The sequence below is a fragment of the Wolbachia endosymbiont of Litomosoides sigmodontis genome, assembly GCF_013365435.1.
GTDB lineage: Bacteria > Pseudomonadota > Alphaproteobacteria > Rickettsiales > Anaplasmataceae > Wolbachia.
In genome coordinates, this window is record NZ_CP046577.1 from 761,140 (window position 1) to 778,401 (window position 17,262).

Genomic DNA, 17,262 nt, shown 5'->3' on the forward strand with positions numbered 1-17,262 from the left:
TTGTATCCATACTTTCAACTTATTCAAATTGACTCTGATCTAACCTAGTCTCTCTACGATGTTGAGGAGATGGAGCACAATTTCTCTTCCAAATCCTAGGTACTTTATCTATACAGTTAGTGCTGTTCTTGAAATGAAACATATTTTTGCCACGGCTGTTATACAGTATTTCTTTGCTACAATTACAGTATTTAATTTTTTTTACAACATATGCATTATTTTACATTTACTTGAGCATTTCTTTTGCTGATTTCAAGATTTTTTCATCCAATAAATTTGATTTTAATGTCACTTAAACCTTGCCATTTTACTTACTTCAGTATGGCTTCTTTTCCATTATTATCTACCCGTATTCTTAATACAGTGGTAATTGGTATTATTAATCAAACTTTTCAATCCATCACTGCCAAATTTTATAATCCAACCTTCACTACACTCACTTTCACGCAATATTGGTTGTCTTTAAAAAACAATCTAATGTTTTTTATTCCTTGATTACGAAGCTTTGATGCAGCTGATTTAGCAGCTTGAGCATTTTCAAAAAATGCAATATATCCCTTACTTTCCACATTGTCTTGTTTTGGGTGAAGTTTCTCTATTTCTTTTTCACGCTGCTTTCTATAATGAGGAGTTTTTTGTATTAATTGCTCTGATATTTTTCTTAAATATTGCACTTTTACTTTTGCAAGCCCAGCCTTATGAATACCTAAAACTTTTGCTGCCTTTTCCGACAAGTCTATTATCCTACCTTTAACAAATGGCCCTCTGTCATTAACTCTTACAACAAGTTTTCTTCCATTTTCTAAGTTAGTAACAAGAACAAAGCATGGTAGAGGCAAAGTCTTATGCGCTGCAGAAATTAAATGACGGTTAAATATTTCACCATTCGCTGTAAGTGTGCCATGATCTTCTATTCCATACCACGATGCTACTCCTATTTCTTCATAATGGTTACAGTGTTTGGGATGATAAGTTATACCATTTATCGTATAACTATTACCAATTTTATAATGACCTGCAGTATCATTACACCTGTTGCAAAAATTGCAACTACTCATCAAAACAAATGTTAGACATAGAAGGGTTATTTTTTTTATCATTGCATTTAGTGAAAGGGCTCGATACCATGAGGATTTTAAATTATACTATAATAAATTTAGTAATAAGTAAAAATCTACTGCTAAATATGAATGGTGTCTAGAAAGGAATAATACATATAATTGGTATAGGTAAAATTGAAATAAGCGCAATCTCTGAAATTTCCTATAATTCCAATTACACAATTCAAGATAGTGATGCACAGTCAAGCAACAATGTAGTAGGTTACAGTTACATATCTTTCTGCCATCAAATCTGATAATGTGAAGTTAATCGTAGCAAGGAATAACAATAAGGCTATTTTGCATAAATCAGAAATACTTGCTGAGATTATGAAAGATAAGTATGTGATAGCGATTCAGGTTTAAGTGGAAAGACAACAATTGCCATAATTGCTTCTACTTTTGATCATGCTGGTACTAATGCAACTGTAATTGTGGGAGGGATATTAAATTCGTATCAAAATAACTCAAGATTTGGCAAAAGTAACATTTTTTTAATTGAAGATGATGAAACTATGCTAAAAAGCCCTGCAAATATTGCTGTTATACAAGCATTAATAATGCCTACATAGACCATTACGGAACATTTGATAATATCAAAAATGCATTTTCTCAATTTATAAATAGTGCAGATTTTGCAATTTTGCCTAATTCTGTAAGAATTAGCGATAGCAAAAGTAGTTACGCAATATTTAAAGTTGATGATGCTTATCCCTTTATCATCCAATTCATCTTTGTCAATCCAGTGTATAACATTAAGATCCAGAAAAAAAATTGGCGTACACCATGCAAAAGCAAGTAACATCAGGCAATATAATAACAGTATATAATTTGATGTGTTGATTATAATTATAGTATAGACAGAAATCATGTGATCCCAGTATCTGCACTGGAATGGTAGCAATCTCTCCTTTATCTCCTGCTCAAATGACATCAGTGAGATTCAGAATTATAAAAAATATAGTACTATTAAACGCAATAGAAATAAATAAGGCTAGTAACGTCAAACTGACGATATCAGTTTGCAATAAAGCCGTGAATCAACTATTTGAATATTAAAAAAGGCCTTTAAGATCTAAAGGAGTTGCGAGAAGATTTTTTTAGTTACCGATATTAAAGACATTAAGTTAATTGAAGATTATGCTCATCATTCAGTGAAATACAAGCAACTTTAACAACAGCAAGTTCAATCTCTAAAAGGGGAGATAATAGGCATTATCGAGCTGCTTCATTTTGCCCTTGTTCATAATTTTCTTATGAATTTATATGAATTTTCATGATGTTTGACTATATAATTCTTGTTCTTATTCTCATCCTTTAGAAAAGGAACCTATTCCTGGTTGTAAGATTGATGATATATAAGAAGCTTTAATTGGCAATGGGTTTAATAACGTAAAGATTATGGATAATGCTTTGCCCATTTCAAATTTTATCAGTGATTCAATAAATTCAGGTAATATTGTACTATCTATTGCTGGTAATAACGCAGCTAGACTAACAGAGAAACTTTAATGTTTATGTCAGAAGTGGAGGTTTAATATGATAAAAAGAATAATTAATAATATATTTATAAGAGGAATTTTAGATAGCAGTGGTTGCCCATTGTTGAGGTAGAAATTGAGCTCTATGATGGAGCATAGGTAAGGACATCTGTACCTTCTTGAGCTTCAATCGGCAAATTAGAAACTTTGGAATTAATGTATCAGAATGAAAAAAGGTATTGTGGTAAGGGAGTGGCTAAAGCCTGTTCAGGCAGTCAATAAAGCGATAGCAGATGCGATTATTGAAATGGATGCAGCAGACCAAAGTTCAATTGATGAAACGTTCATCGAATTAGATGGAACAAGAAATAAGTCTAAGCTCGGAGCAAATGCAACTTTAGGAGTGTCTTTTGCACCTGCAAAAGCGCGGTAAACAGTTTCAAAATGCCGTTAACAAATATTTGGGAGAGGGAGAGCAAGCAAGTATCATGCCGTTTCCGCTGATTAACATAATTAATGGTAGAGTTCATGCAGATAATAAACTAGACTTTCAAGAATTTATATGATTCTCCCTATTGGAGCTGAGGCTTTTAGTGAAACGATCAGAACGCCTGCAGAGGTATATAATTTACGTGATTCTCTTAGAAAGAAAGGTTATAGCACAAGTATAGGAGATGAAGGTGGTTTTCACCTAACATTGAAAGTACCGAGGAAGCATCTGACTTAATTATACAAGCTATGAAATCTGCCAATTATTCAACACAGAGTCATTTTGCACTGTAGCTTGATATTGCTTCATCTGCTTTTTATAAAAATAAAATTTACAAGTTTGCAAATAAGGAGCCTCCTTCAGAGAAACTGGTTAAGTACTATTAAAACCTTATAAGAAAATATCCAATAGTTTCCATGGAAGATGCGATGAGTGAAGACGATTATGAAAGTTGGAAGTTGCTTATTGCAAGGTTGGGAAATAAAGTTCAATTGATCAGAGATGATTTATTCGTTACAAATTGTGAGTTAATACGCAAAGGAATAGAGGAAAAAATGGCAAACGCTGTATTAACCAAATCCAATCAAATAGGAACGTTAACAAAAACTTTTGCTGCTATTAAAATGACAAGATCAAGTGGCTATAAAGCTGTTATTTCTCACTGCTCAGGTGAAATAAAAGACATAATAATATCTCATATAGCAATTGCATCGAATTGCAGGCAAATAAAAACTGGTTCTTCATCATGTTCTGAGATAGGCTTTTGCAAAGTATAATGAGCTAACGAGAATATAGGGTGCATTAGGAAGAAATGCCAAATATTATTGCGGGTTAAAGCATGAACTTTATAGACGAGATTAAATTATATTTAAAAGCGGGTGATGGTGCGATGGTTATGTGAGTTTTCGTCGAAAAAAATTTGTTGAACTTGGTAGTCCAGATAGTGGTAATGGAGAAAAGAGCGGAAACACAATTTTTGTTAATAATGCAAATCTCACACTTTGCTTAATTTTCGCTATAGGAAAAATATTAAAGCAGGTAATGGAAAAAGTGGTGCGAGTAGAGATAGATTTAGCATAGCAGGGGAAAATGCTGTGCTTAAAGTGCCAGTTTGCACACAAATGATCGATGGGGAGAAAGTGAGGAAATAATAGCAGCTTTTTATAAGTCTGATATGAAGTTTTTAATAGCGCAAGGTGGAAAAGGTGGACTTTAGGGAAAATGCTAATTTTAAGTCTTCTATTAATAGGGTACCCAAAGCGTTTTACTTATGGTCAGTCTGGTGAAGAAAAATGTGTATAGTATTAAAGCTCAAAGTTTCATCTGATGTTGGTATTATTAGTATGCTAAATGCAGGTAAATCTAAATTTTTAACTCGCTGTTCAAATGCAGATACAAAAAGTAAGAAACTATCCGTTTACCACCACCAAGCCTCATTTAGGAGTAACAAAAGCGGATAATAGCGAAATTATAATAGTAGATACTCCTGGAATAATTACTGATACTCACCTTGGAGGTGAACTTGTGCATAAATTTTAAAAATACGTAGATAAGGTGCAAAATTTTATTGCATTTGATTGATATAATTCACGATTAATATCATTTCAGCTTATAATTGTACGCGCAATGCGCTAGAACTTTACAACAGTAATCTTGTTAAAAAAGAAGAAATTATAGTGTTAAACAAATGCGACTTGTTGAGGGAAGCAGCAATTCTTTTAAAAAAAGAATCACCTAGTCAATTATCTTAATGAAAGAGATGCTCTGCTTATCAATTAATGAAGATTCACAGCTCATTCTAAGATTACTAAATGTAAAAAATTGAAAAGGGGATAACAGCCCTAAAAAAATTAAGGTATATTTTCTTTTAAAGAAATGAATTTCATCTAAATAATTGATATTTTTATTTATTTTATCATATAACTAGAACATAGGCATATGACGTATAAGTTTAGCTATACCAATTCTCATGTAGGCTAAATAAGTAACATTGCAAAGTTGTTTAATTGCGGAGTGAGAAAGAGAAGTAATAAATTGCACAAAGCACTCTCAAGTATAACAATTGTATGTAATATTATATTTTTTTGTACCTATATTTTAACTTATTCAAATTGACTCTGATTCAATCTAGTTTTTTTATGATATCGAGAAAGAGTGAACAATTTTACTTATCCTTTAAGTTTTAGTGTTTTATACATGCAGTTAGTGCTGTTCTTGAAATATAACTTACTTTTACTAAGACTTGTTATGCTTTTTTGCGCAATTACAGCACTTAGTTTTTTGCAACACACACTATTTTGCACTTCCTTCAGTACTTCTTTTTCTAATTCCACAACTTTTTCATCCAATAATTTTGATTTCAATGCCATTTAGACTTCGCCATTTTATTTACTTTAGCATGACTCCTTATTCCATTATTGTCCATCTGTTCCTTTACAATGGTAATTGGTATAAGATGTGATCTAGAGGACAAGAATTAAAACTGGCAGAGAAAAATTAGTGTACATACCTTTATCTTTCAGGTTATTTATCAAGTAAAAACATCAACTCGTCCCATTCTCTTTTACTAATATTACTTTCTTCTCTGGTAACATTTTCTCCTTTAATTAATTTGCAAATTATTCCAAGGCCAGTTCTCGAAATGCAGGTTGATTCTAAACAGTATTCAATAAAGGCGCTATGCGCCAGTGGCACCCACTTCTTTACTATATCCAACATAACTTCTGTATAAACTCTAATTTCATATTGGGCATGCTTATCAGCTCTAAGCTTCAAAAAATGAAGAAGGTTATGTAGGTCTATCTTCCAATAAAATTGCGTGTAATAATTAAGTGTTAAGTTAGTTCTAGCAATTTCTCTTGCAAGTCCTTGTTCAATAAATTTACCATAATGAGAATACACTAAATTAGAGTCATTTGTTAGAGAATCTACTATTTCCTTTGAAACATCCAAATCAAAAGTTTCACCACTACCTTGTTTATTATTATCAGATTGTTTTGCAATTTGTTCTGGTTTTGGTATATAAAACTCATGATCAAGTATTGAATACCTAGCAGAATATTCATTTACGTTTGCAGTCCTGTGCCTTATCCATTGTCTTGCAACAAAAATTGGAAGTTTCACGTGAAACTTAATTTCACACATTTCAAATGGAGTTGTATGATGATGCCTCATTAAATACTTTATAAGCGACTCATCTTGATTTATTTGTTTTGTTCCTTTGCCATAAGAAACACGAGCAGCTTGCACTATGGCACTATCAGAGCCCATATAATCCACTACGCGAATAAATCCATGATCTAGTACCCTATGTTCCTCATATAAAATATCATCTATTTCTTTTACCGTGATTCTCTTGGTCGAATAACGTTCTTCATTCATAAGATACCCTTAAGATAAAATGGAGATATCAGCCCCGCATGAATTGAGTTTTTCGTGCATTGCTTCATATCCTCTCCATAAATGATGTGGATTACTTATTATGGTTTCTCCACTAGCTACTAAAGACGCAAGCACTAAAGCTGCAGTTGATCTTAAGTCAGTAGCATATAGATTAGCTCCAGATAAGCTTTGTACTCCATTCATAGTAGCTTTATTTTTTTTAATGCTAATATTAGCACCTAACTTTCTCAACTCATTTACATGTAAAAATCTATTTTCAAAAATGTTTTCTTCAATTATTGATACCCCATCAGCAATGCACATTGTGGACATTAGTTGTGGTTGCATATCACTGGGGAAATTAGGGTATGGACCTGTTGCAACATTAATAGATTTAATAGAACCATTTTTTCTGGAAATGATAATACCTTCATCATATAATTCAACCATAGCCCCTATAGCTTTCAACTCATTTGCAATAGATCTGACGTCAGATAAATTGACTCCTTTTAACACCAGCTTACCATTAGTTATGATAGCAGCTAATGCATACGTACCTGCTTCTATTCTATCTGATATTATTTTGTGGACACATCCGTTTAATCTTTTCACTCCCGCTATTATAACTTTCGTATTATTAATTTCAATATTAGCTCCCATTTTCTTTAGAAACACTATTAAGTCAAGAACTTCTGGCTCAGTTGCAGCGTTATTTATTGTTGTTACTCCTTCTGCAAGTGTTGCTGCCATTATTATATTTTCTGTTGCGCCTACGCTTATTTTCTCAAATGTGATTTCTCTCCCTTGTAGCTTTCTTTTCACTGTTGCAATTATATTACAGCCATCAATTTCAACCTTAGCTCCCATTTCTTTTAACGCTTTAATATGCATATCAACTGGACGCTTCCCAATATTGCATCCACCAGGAAATGCCGTTTTCACTTTGCCAAATCTACTAAGCATTGGCCCCAACATTAGAAAAGAAGTCCTTAGTTTACTTGCAATTTTATATTGCATTACGTGATTGATGATGTTACTGCAATCAGTTTCCAAAGTATGATTTGCTTTATGATCTCCGTTGTACATAAAACTTACTTTTGCTCCAAGACTTTTAAGCAATTCAGACATTAAATGTACATCAATGAGGTCAGGCACATTATGTAGAATCACTGAAGAACTACTCAAGAGACTTGCTGCCATTATTGGCAAAATAGCATTCTTTGAACCATTAATCTTAATTTGTCCAATTAAGGGTTTATGGTTACTCCTTACTAATATTTTATGCATTCAACAAAACTAGATCTTACTGAATAATATAGTAAATCTACAGCAAAAAACAAATCATACAATAGTAAAATAACCTATGCTTTATGAAACATGAAATTAATTACACTTTCCAAAAACAAGTGATGCATTAGTGCCACCAAACCCAAACGAATTAGAAAGCACATATTGAATTTTATGCTCTTGAGCTTCAAGCGGTACAAAATTCAAATCACACCCATCTGAAGGTTTATGCAAATTTAAGGTTGGAGGAACAATTCCATTGTTCAACGCAAGAATGCTAAATATTGCTTCAACACTCCCTGCAGCACCAAGTAAATGTCCTACAGAAGATTTAGTTGAAGAAACTGGTATTTTATAGGCATAGTCATCAAATAATTGTTTTATTGCTATTACTTCAATTTTATCTCCAAGAGGTGTTGAAGTTCCATGTGCATTGATATACCCAATTTGATTTGGGTTGATTTGTGCACTTTTTAAGGCAAGTTGCATTGCTTTTAATGCACCTCTTCCTTTTGAGTGTGGTGCGGTGATATGATATGCATCTCCTGTTAATCCGTATCCAGTAAGTTCTGCATATATTCTCGCACCTCTTTTTTTTGCATGCTCATATTCTTCTAGCACTAATATACCAGCTCCTTCGCCCATAACAAATCCATCACGTCCTTCATCCCATGGCCTTGAAGCTTCTTCAGGGTTATCATTAAATTTAGTTGATAATGCCTTCATAGATGCAAAACCTGCAATGCCAACTCTGCATAATGCACTTTCTGATCCACCTGCAATTATCACGTCTGCTTCACCAAGTTTTATAACTCTTGCTGAATTTATAATTGCGTGTGCACCAGTTGCACATGCAGTTACCGCGGAATCATTTGGACCTGTGAATCCATATTTGATAGAAATATGTCCAGATACCAAATTTATTAAGCTTGCAGGAACAAAAAATGGACTAACGCGTCTTGGCCCCTTTTCCTGCATAACAATTACATTTTCCTGAATTGATGGAAGACCACCTATGCCAGAGCCAATAACTACACCAACACGTTCTCGATTAGTGCTTTGATTTTCCAAAATTAGTGAATCTTCTACTGCCAGAATAGCAGCCGCAACACCGTAATGAACAAAGAGATCTGTCCTTTTTAGGTCTCTCTCAGATATATAATTCAATGGGTTAAAATAATGCTCAACGCTATCATGTTGTAGGAGAACTTGTCCTGCAATTTTGCAGGTAAGGTCAGAAACATCGAATCTACTAATTTTTCTTATACCAGACTTGCTATTTATTAACTTAAGCCAAGTATTTTCAACATCTGCTGCCAGTGGAGTAATTAAACCAATACCAGTAACTACTACTCTTCTGCTCATTTAATATCAATTATTGTTTTTTTGTTATTAATAAACTCAACTATTTGTTCCATAGTTTCCATTTTTTGTGCATCTTCATCAGGTATTTCTATTCCAAATTCTTCTTCTATTGCCATAATTATTTCAACTGCATCTAAACTATCCGCACCATGCTCTGAAAGCTTTGAGAAATTATTAAATTTCTCCACATCCTTACTAATATGCTCTAACACAATCTTTTTTACCTTCTCTTCTATGTCTTCTCTAGTACTCTTTGCTAGTTCACTATTCATTTTTTACCAAAAAAAAACCTATCCTTTGATATTATAGAAAATTTTTATATTTGCAATACCTTTGTATGATTGATAAGCTATGAACAGTTTCCTACTACTTCAGCTGAGGTATCCTTTAACGTCATATGCTGAGCAATTAACAAATTCAAAGATGCTAGACAAAACAACAGAAAATTTATTTATTACAGAAATAAATAAGTTTTTACCTAAAAATAGTCAAAATAAGCTTATATCAGCTGTACGTTATGCACTTTTTGCTCCTGCAAAGCACATACGTCCATTTTTAGTCGTAGCTTCATCACGAGTATTCAATGTTGAAGCTGAAAGGGTAATATCAATTGCTGTAGCAGTTGAATGTGTTCATACCTACTCTCTTATTCATGATGACTTGCCATGTATGGACAATAGCGATACTCGCAGAGGCAAGTTAAGCTGTCATAAAAGATTTGATGAAGCAACAGCAGTGCTTGCAGGAGATGCACTCCTTACTTTAGCTTTTGAAATATTATCTTCGTTAAATGAGGATAGCGATAAGCGCTGTGAAATTATAAAAGTGCTCTCTCAGGCGATAGGAGCCAAGGGAATGATAGGAGGACAAGTTTTAGATATTAAGACAGTGCCCCATGTCATTCAGCACCCTGACCACCTAAATCAAGAAAACTTAATTGTAAATGAACATATCAGACAGCTATATAATAAGAGCATAACTCCTGAGCCATACACTGAGGTGACTCCAGATAGTAAAATAAAAGGAATTCATTTAATGAAAACCGCAAAACTATTTGCGGCTTCATGTGAAATAGGCGCTATAATAGGAAATGCTACAGATAAGCAACGTAGAGCGTTGTGTAATTATGGAGTAAATCTAGGGCTTATCTTTCAAGCTAAGGATGATATTAAAGATTACAAACAAGACGAAACGAATAATTTGATGTCTGTGCTTAGTAAAGGTGAAATAAAAAACTATATAAACAATCTCTTTAAACAAGCTCTAGATAATCTGGGTAATCTTTCAGGAGATACTAATTATTTACATAATTTATTGAATCAAGTAAAAAAAGATGGCTAGAAAAGTTATACTACAATTAATTATTTCTATAGTGATAATTGTTACTTTAACTTCTGCCTTTGTACTTATTGTCGTTTGTATAAATAAAGGTAACCAAGAGAAAAAGGACAAGCTTTATGAGATAAATGCTGTACATAGTAGTTGGGTACAAACGATAGCATATTATCTAGTGAAGCCAATACTTGAATCCGCACTTGATCGCTATATTAAAAAGCATGGGCTGACAGAATATTTGAAAGAAACAATACAACAAAAAACAGAAGAAAACTCAATAAATTTTTATGAAATCATAGAAGGTAGTGGTAGCAAAGCTTTTTGTGGTCAGGAAATCGTATTACAAATGTATAAAATATCTAATAATTTAGCAACACCACTATCACTTTCAAAACAAGTTTCTGATGTTACTTTGACAATAGGTCGAGATAATAACCAAAGAGAGGTAGGTTTAGGAGTAATAGGTATGAAAGAAGGTGGAGAGCGTGTAATTACAATAAACAATATTGCCGATAAGAATAAAATGAATTTTAATTCTTATTATATTAAACTAATCGAAATAAAAGATAAATATCCTGACTCAGCAAATAGTATGATGATTTTTAACGAATTAATTAACAAGACTGGAAAGCAGGTAAAGTGTGGTGACAGGATATCAGTTAAATATAGCTTAATGAGATATGATGGTAAATATATGATCAAAGATCAAACAATACAATTTAAAGTTGGCGATAAAAAAGTACCACTTGCCATGGACCTTGGAGTCATAGGAATGAAAGAGGGTAATAATAGGACTATTATTTCTCCGCCAGAACTTTTGAACGTTACTGATGATATGCTAGTCGAAGATATAGATTTTGACAAAGAGAGTGTTTCAATAATTAACTTAAGCTTAAATGTCAAACAAGAAATAGCAGCACATCATTCTACTGTTGAAGAATAGTTAAGGATATAACAAAATTTCGAATTTACTAATACAGCTATACAAATGTTATGATTTAAGTCTATCAGGTGGCGGTATTATGTCAGTTACTCTTTTTTGTTATTTCAGTACCTGATATATAGCTGTACAAACATCTTGCTACCTGGCAGCTATCACCTAAATAGCCCTTTTCTTATTATTCTAACACCTATTGTGATTAGAAATATCAATAATGTCTTGATTTAAAAGGAATGCAAAAGTTTATCAAGTAATTTTCTTGTCAAAAAATAATATTAGTTAGATTTTAAAATAACTTTGAAAAAAGGTAAAAAGAACTCTGCAATGTAAGTGTTCACTATTTCCTCAAAAATTTGCGCTAGGTTTTTTACACTGCTTAATAAGCGAGGTTCAGCTAATGTAGATAAAAATTTATAAAGAAGTGGAATATATAAAAAAATTAAACTCAACAAGGCTAGCTTAATATTGTACTTTTGCCACTTAAAGTAAAGATTAAAGATAAATTTTAGGCTTATAACATCTATATTTTATGATATGGTGGATCGGCAAGATTTGCCAAACGGTTTTTTAGCCCTGGTTCTCTGTTTTTAAATCATAATGTTCGTGTAGTTATTTGTTGAAGCACTAGCATAATAATTAAGAGTGGATTACTCAACTGTAACAGATTTAGCCAAGTTCCTTGGACAATCAGCATCTAGCCCTTTTTTTACTGCAACAGAATAAGCAAGGAATTGCATAGCAACACTATAAACTATTGGAGAAATAAAATTATCGACGTCCGGAAGTTGAATCACATCTTTACAAATCTCCCTTAAGAAGGGCACTCCTTGCTTATCACTAAAGGCAATCACTTTACCTTTTCTTGCAATGACTTCTTGTATATTGGATAATGTTTTAAAAAATAAATCGTCATATGGAATAATTGCTATAATAAGTACAGATGAATCTATTAAGGCAATTGAACCATGCTTCATCTCTCCTGCTGCAATACCAATAGTATTAATGTATGAAAGTTCTTTTATCTTCAATGCACCTTCCATTGCAACTCCATATGAGCTTCCCCTACCAATTAAAATAATGCTATTGTGCTCCAATATACTATCTGATATGTGTTGTACTTTTATTGCATTCAAAACGCATTCAACATATTCTGGAATAGAATTGATAGCATCACTCAGCTGTTTTGTTCTTTTTTCACCCACTGTATCTTTTATTTTTGCAAGCTCTAAGGTAAAGCATGCTAAAATAGCAAGTTGCGCAGAAAAGGTTTTTGTTGAAGCAACACCAATTTCTGGTCCAGCAAGAGTGTGTAACACAATATCTGAGATTTTTTCAATGCTGCTGTTAAATGTGTTAGTTATGCTAATGATTGTTTGTTTCTGCGATTTCGCATAGCGTAATGCTTCCATGGTATCCGCGGTTTCACCAGATTGTGAGATGAATAACCCAATGCTTCCTTCTTCTAGTCTTGCATTGCTATACCTAAATTCTGATGAGATTTCTAGGTATACACGCACTTGAGCAACACTTTCTAACCAATATTTTGCTATTAGCCCAACAAAGTAAGATGACCCGCATCCAACTATAGTAATATAACTTAGTTCGGAAAATAATTTTTTGTTAGCAGATATCACCTCTGTATACTTTTTATAAAATTGATTTATTGTTTTGTTTAATATATATGGCTGCTCAAAAATCTCTTTTAACATGAAGCTAGAGTAACCATTTTTGCTGATTAAAAAATTACTTGAATTATTATTTTCTATGCTGCGTTTCACTTGTGCACCGTTATTATATATATCCACTCCGCTAGATTTTATCACTGCAACGTCATTATCCTCCAGGTAAGATATTCTTTTCACCAGTGTATTTAACGTATTAGAATCAGATGCAGCAAATATAGTGTTACAATTATAGCCTATCGCTAAAGGTAAATTCCTTTTCGCGACAAATAGAACATCTGGACATTCTGCAAATAATAGGACTAAAGCAAATGAACCGTGTAAGTTGTTCAAACACTTAAGTAGAGAATTAATAGGTGACAATCCTTCATTAAGATATAAGGTTAGCATGTTTGGTATGACCTCTGTGTCTGTATCAGTATGAAACGGTATTCCTCTTTTTTCTAGACCCTTTTTTAGCAGATTATAATTCTCGATTATACCGTTATGAGCAACAACAACGTTATTTGTATGAATGGGATGAGCATTTTTAAGATCAGGGACTCCATGTGTAGCCCAGCGAGTATGCGCTATGCCAACTACACTGCTAGACATCCTACTGTTACCGACAATTTCACATAATCTTTCAACTTTGCCTTCTGATTTTTGGACTTCTATTTTACCTTCATTGTTTATGATTGCTATACCTGAAGAGTCATATCCTCTATATTCCAATTTTCGTAACCCAGCCAACAAAGTTGGTATTACTGAATCACCATCGCTTACTACGCCAAATATTCCACACACAACCAAGTAAACCTTTTTTAGAGCTATGAAGCATTCTTGCTTTTACTATCTTTCCCCTTTTTACTTTTCTCTGATTGATTTTGGCTCCTTTTGTCGTCCTTCTCTGTCTTACCTTTTTCAATTAATTTGGTTTGCACCTCTTTGTTTAAAACCTCAGATATAGCAGTCTTTAAAACCTTTATCTCAACTTTTGGGGCTATTTCTATTATAAGTTGTGCATTTGGCTCATCAATTTTGTTAACTTCACCCATTATCCCACCAGAGGTAACAACTATATCGCCACGCTTTATTTGATCTATCATCTTTCTATGTTCTTTCAGTTTCTTGTGATTTGGACGAATGATAAAGAAATAAAATACTATACATATTAAAATCAACGGAATAAAATTAACAAAAGGCACACCAATGCTTGATACATTGCTAGCTGCACTTGCCGCAAAAACTTCAGAAATGAACATACTTAACCCTAATTGGTAACGATAAACTTAAATGAATTGCTTAAGTATTAATTACAATACCATTTCATGTCAAGTTTGGTGAAAGAAAACAATGCTTTCTACAAAAGGTCACAAGTTAGTGATTATCCTCCTGCCATTTATACAGTAGATATTCTAGTGTAAAAAATAACCATTACTTTGATAAAATACAAAAAAGAATCTCACAGAATGAAAAAATAACTAGACTTGTTACAACAGTACATACAATAACAAAATTTGATAAAGCATAAGACAAACTTAAGAATCAACGTATTGCATATATGCGCTACACTCTTTTAATCTTCCTTAAAAAGAAGACAATACACAATAATACTAATACATTGAAAGTATCGTTTTGTGAGCTATTTATAGCTAGTAATAAGAAAAATATCAATCAGTCATCACATCTCTAGTTAGGCTACCATTAATTGCAGTAGGTACCGCACCTGCTATAGCTATTTGTCTAGTTATAGGATGAATTTAAATATCTTATCTAGTATAGAAGTAACAGAAAGCTGACACCTCAAGTAAAATATACCCTCTTTACCAGACAAAAAAAGCAATCCATCCATAGGAAGAGCTTTTCAACTATTTTGTAATATTTTTGGCAAATGGCCTGGCAAAGCTATATAAAATAAACTAAGCTCTAAGCATAGAAATCACTTTATCATAGGACGGCAGTGATTTAATTTCTCCAATTGCAGCTAAAGTAGTTTTTTCATGCTTAAATAGTAATTCTTCTGCTGCTTTTTTTACATCAGCAGTAGTAACTGCATTAGTTTTTTCTATCAGTTCATTTTTGCTGATGTATCTATTATAGTTACCATAATAATGCCCTAAAGCTTTAGCACGAGAACTAACACTTTCACGCGACATCAAAATTTGGGATTTGATCCGCTCTTTTACTCTATTTACTTCTTCTTCCCTCAAATCATCCGTAGATAACTTTTTTAATTCCGTGGTTATGGATTTTAAAAGTTTATCTAAGCTATTACTGTCCGTACCAGCAAAAATGGAAAGCATACCTGTATCAGTATAACTGGAATTAAATGAATAGACAGAGTAAGCTAATCCTTGCTTTTCTCTTACTTCTTGGAATAAACGTGATGACATTCCGCTCCCTAATATAGAATCAAGCACTTGAAACGTGTAATACCTATTATCATGGCGAGAAACACTAGGAAAACCTATTAGCAAATACACCTGATCTAATTTGCGATATTCCAGATACTCACCACCAGTGCAATTTGCAGCTTGGTTTTCTTTGAATTTTTGAGAAGAAATCTTCGAGAAAAAATCTTTTGTTAACTGAGCAACCTCCTCATGCTCAATGTCGCCGGCAACAGCAAATATCATATTCTCGCCAAAGTAATGTTCGTTTATATAATTATTTAAATCCCCTCGAGCAAATGATCTAACAGTATCCTGCGTGCCTAAAATTGACCTACTAAATGGCTGATCTTTGTAAGCTACCTCAAAATATTTATCGAAGATGATATCGCTCGGTGAATCATTAGTTTGCAAAATTTCTTGTATTACAACACCCTTTTCACGTTCTAATTCATCTTCTGGAAACGTAGAATTCATCAATATATCTATTAATATACCAATGCCAATTTTTATGTCTTTCTTGAGAACCTTCACATAGTAATTCGTGCTCTCTCTACCGGTACTGGCATTAAACACTCCACCTATATCGTCAAAAGCTTGTGCAATTTCAAATGCAGTTCTTGTCTTTGTTCCCTTGAAAGCCATGTGCTCTAGAAAATGAGATATCCCATTTTGATTTACACTTTCAGCTCTACTGCCAACACCAATTCGTATATTCAAAGCTACAGAATCAACATCAAGCACCTGCTCAGTTATTATGCGCAGACCATTATCCAGTTTTGTTACCCTGGGCATATTCATCTTACATATTCTTTTTTAGATTTTCTTCTGCAAAGTCCCAATTAATTAAGTGGTCAAGGAAAACCTTTATGTAGTCAATTCTACGATTTTGACAATCTAAGTAATAGGCATGCTCCCACACATCCATAGTAAGTAGTGGTACTTGACCATAAATTAACGGCAAATTCGCATTTGGAGTTTTGGTAATTTTTAGTTTACCTCTTTCAAGCACTAACCATATCCATCCACTACCAAACTGACCTATTCCATGATTGAAAAATTCTTCATGGAATTTATCAAAGCCACCTATATCATCTTGAATTTTTTTTATCAGAATACCATCGTCTTTAGGCTTACCACCACCACTCTTTTTCATTGAATTCCAATAAAAAGTGTGATTCCAAACTTGTGCAGCATTATTGAAAACAGAAACTTCATCACTATTGCCGTGAACCTTCATTATTAATTCTTCAATTTTCACATTTTGATAATCTGTACTCTCAATTAGCTCATTAAGCTTATTTAAATACCCTTTATGATGCTTATCATAATGAAAATCTAAGGTTTTCGCAGATATATAAGGCTCTAAAGCCGTTTTATCATATGGCAGCTCAGTTAAAGTAAAACTCATGCTAATTCCTTCATTTTTGATCCACTTCAATAGTAGGATAATATATACTCCTGTGCAACATATAATTTGGTTAAAATATTGATACACCTATTATAACTACTTTTAAAAAAGTTATGCTAGTATAACTAGGTAAATAATCATCAGATCCTTTATTTATACATAGTTTTTTAGAAAGCTAATATATTAATTATATTAACACACAACAATCTTAAGCAATATACTCATCAACAAGGAACTGTTCCTACTGTAGAACAAAATAATGGCAATAAAGTTTCACAAAATAATTTTTACAAATTCTTTATACTATATTAATAGCACTATATACCAATTAAGGATATGCTTATTAAAAATAAAGCATGATTCTAACACTTCAAAAACAACTATGAAAGAAAAAAGGCAATAGCACTTGGGCAGCATG

The 17,262-nt window shown here is 32.8% G+C and carries 12 protein-coding genes and 3 pseudogenes; 4 read left to right on the forward strand and 11 right to left on the reverse strand.

Annotated elements, in window-relative coordinates:
- Positions 1-413: 413 nt before the first annotated feature.
- Together GOY07_RS03075 and GOY07_RS04420 are read right to left on the reverse strand one after the other, a co-directional pair.
- Entirely contained in the window at positions 414-1,100 is a 687-nt protein-coding gene (locus GOY07_RS03075) for a septal ring lytic transglycosylase RlpA family protein (protein WP_175838125.1), read from the reverse strand.
- Between the two features lie 457 nt (positions 1,101-1,557).
- Positions 1,558-2,034 (reverse strand): hypothetical protein, encoded by a 477-nt coding sequence (locus GOY07_RS04420; protein WP_246224382.1) that lies wholly within the window; start codon positions 2,032-2,034, stop codon positions 1,558-1,560.
- Positions 2,035-2,639: 605 nt separating this feature from the next.
- On the opposite strand from GOY07_RS04420, the pseudogene eno reads away from it, so the two are divergent.
- Together eno and obgE are read left to right on the forward strand one after the other, a co-directional pair.
- Positions 2,640-3,866, forward strand: a pseudogene (gene eno, locus GOY07_RS03085) (phosphopyruvate hydratase).
- A gap of 43 nt (positions 3,867-3,909) precedes the next feature.
- A pseudogene (gene obgE, locus GOY07_RS04695) lies at positions 3,910-4,896 on the forward strand (GTPase ObgE).
- A 360-nt stretch (positions 4,897-5,256) separates the two neighbouring features.
- On the opposite strand, the pseudogene GOY07_RS03095 reads toward obgE, so the two are convergent.
- From GOY07_RS03095 to acpP, 5 genes and pseudogenes are all read right to left on the reverse strand, one after another.
- Positions 5,257-5,440, reverse strand: a pseudogene (locus GOY07_RS03095) (IS630-like element ISWpi10 family transposase); the annotation flags it as partial.
- A gap of 154 nt (positions 5,441-5,594) precedes the next feature.
- Positions 5,595-6,452, reverse strand: a complete 858-nt coding sequence (gene thyX, locus GOY07_RS03100; protein ID WP_175838129.1) for an FAD-dependent thymidylate synthase — start codon at positions 6,450-6,452, stop codon at positions 5,595-5,597.
- Positions 6,453-6,461: 9 nt separating this feature from the next.
- Entirely contained in the window at positions 6,462-7,739 is a 1,278-nt protein-coding gene (murA, locus tag GOY07_RS03105) for a UDP-N-acetylglucosamine 1-carboxyvinyltransferase (protein WP_175838131.1), read from the reverse strand.
- Between the two features lie 96 nt (positions 7,740-7,835).
- Complete coding sequence (gene fabF, locus GOY07_RS03110; protein WP_175838133.1) at positions 7,836-9,104, reverse strand: beta-ketoacyl-ACP synthase II; 1,269 nt, start codon at positions 9,102-9,104, stop codon at positions 7,836-7,838.
- Positions 9,101-9,376 carry an acyl carrier protein gene (gene acpP / locus GOY07_RS03115; RefSeq protein ID WP_175838135.1) on the reverse strand — a complete coding sequence of 92 codons (276 nt, stop codon included), beginning with the start codon at positions 9,374-9,376 and terminating at the stop codon, positions 9,101-9,103. Before acpP ends, fabF begins: the two co-directional genes overlap by 4 nt.
- Positions 9,377-9,527: 151 nt before the next feature.
- On the opposite strand from acpP, the gene GOY07_RS03120 reads away from it, so the two are divergent.
- The gene (locus GOY07_RS03120) at positions 9,528-10,445 is read left to right on the forward strand and encodes a polyprenyl synthetase family protein (RefSeq protein ID WP_175838540.1); all 918 of its coding nucleotides are present in this window, start codon (positions 9,528-9,530) and stop codon (positions 10,443-10,445) included.
- Positions 10,438-11,382, forward strand: coding sequence for an FKBP-type peptidyl-prolyl cis-trans isomerase (locus GOY07_RS03125; RefSeq protein WP_175838137.1), 945 nt, complete (start codon positions 10,438-10,440; stop codon positions 11,380-11,382). The genes GOY07_RS03120 and GOY07_RS03125 overlap by 8 nt, the downstream gene beginning before the upstream one ends.
- 644 nt (positions 11,383-12,026) lie before the next feature.
- Here the strand turns inward: GOY07_RS03125 and glmS are convergent.
- The 4 genes from glmS to GOY07_RS03145 all read right to left on the reverse strand — a co-directional run bounded on the left by glmS (position 12,027) and on the right by GOY07_RS03145 (position 16,844).
- Positions 12,027-13,847: a glutamine--fructose-6-phosphate transaminase (isomerizing) gene (gene glmS / locus GOY07_RS03130; protein WP_175838138.1), complete on the reverse strand. Its 1,821-nt coding sequence runs from the start codon at positions 13,845-13,847 to the stop codon at positions 12,027-12,029.
- Positions 13,848-13,870: 23 nt separating this feature from the next.
- A complete protein-coding gene (yajC, locus tag GOY07_RS03135; RefSeq protein ID WP_175838140.1) occupies positions 13,871-14,305 on the reverse strand; it encodes a preprotein translocase subunit YajC in 435 nt (144 codons plus the stop codon).
- Positions 14,306-14,962: 657 nt separating this feature from the next.
- Positions 14,963-16,234, reverse strand: coding sequence for a M16 family metallopeptidase (locus GOY07_RS03140; RefSeq protein WP_175838142.1), 1,272 nt, complete (start codon positions 16,232-16,234; stop codon positions 14,963-14,965).
- Position 16,235: 1 nt separating this feature from the next.
- A complete protein-coding gene (locus GOY07_RS03145) occupies positions 16,236-16,844 on the reverse strand; it encodes a superoxide dismutase (protein WP_175838143.1) in 609 nt (202 codons plus the stop codon).
- Between the last annotated feature and the right edge of the window lie 418 nt (positions 16,845-17,262).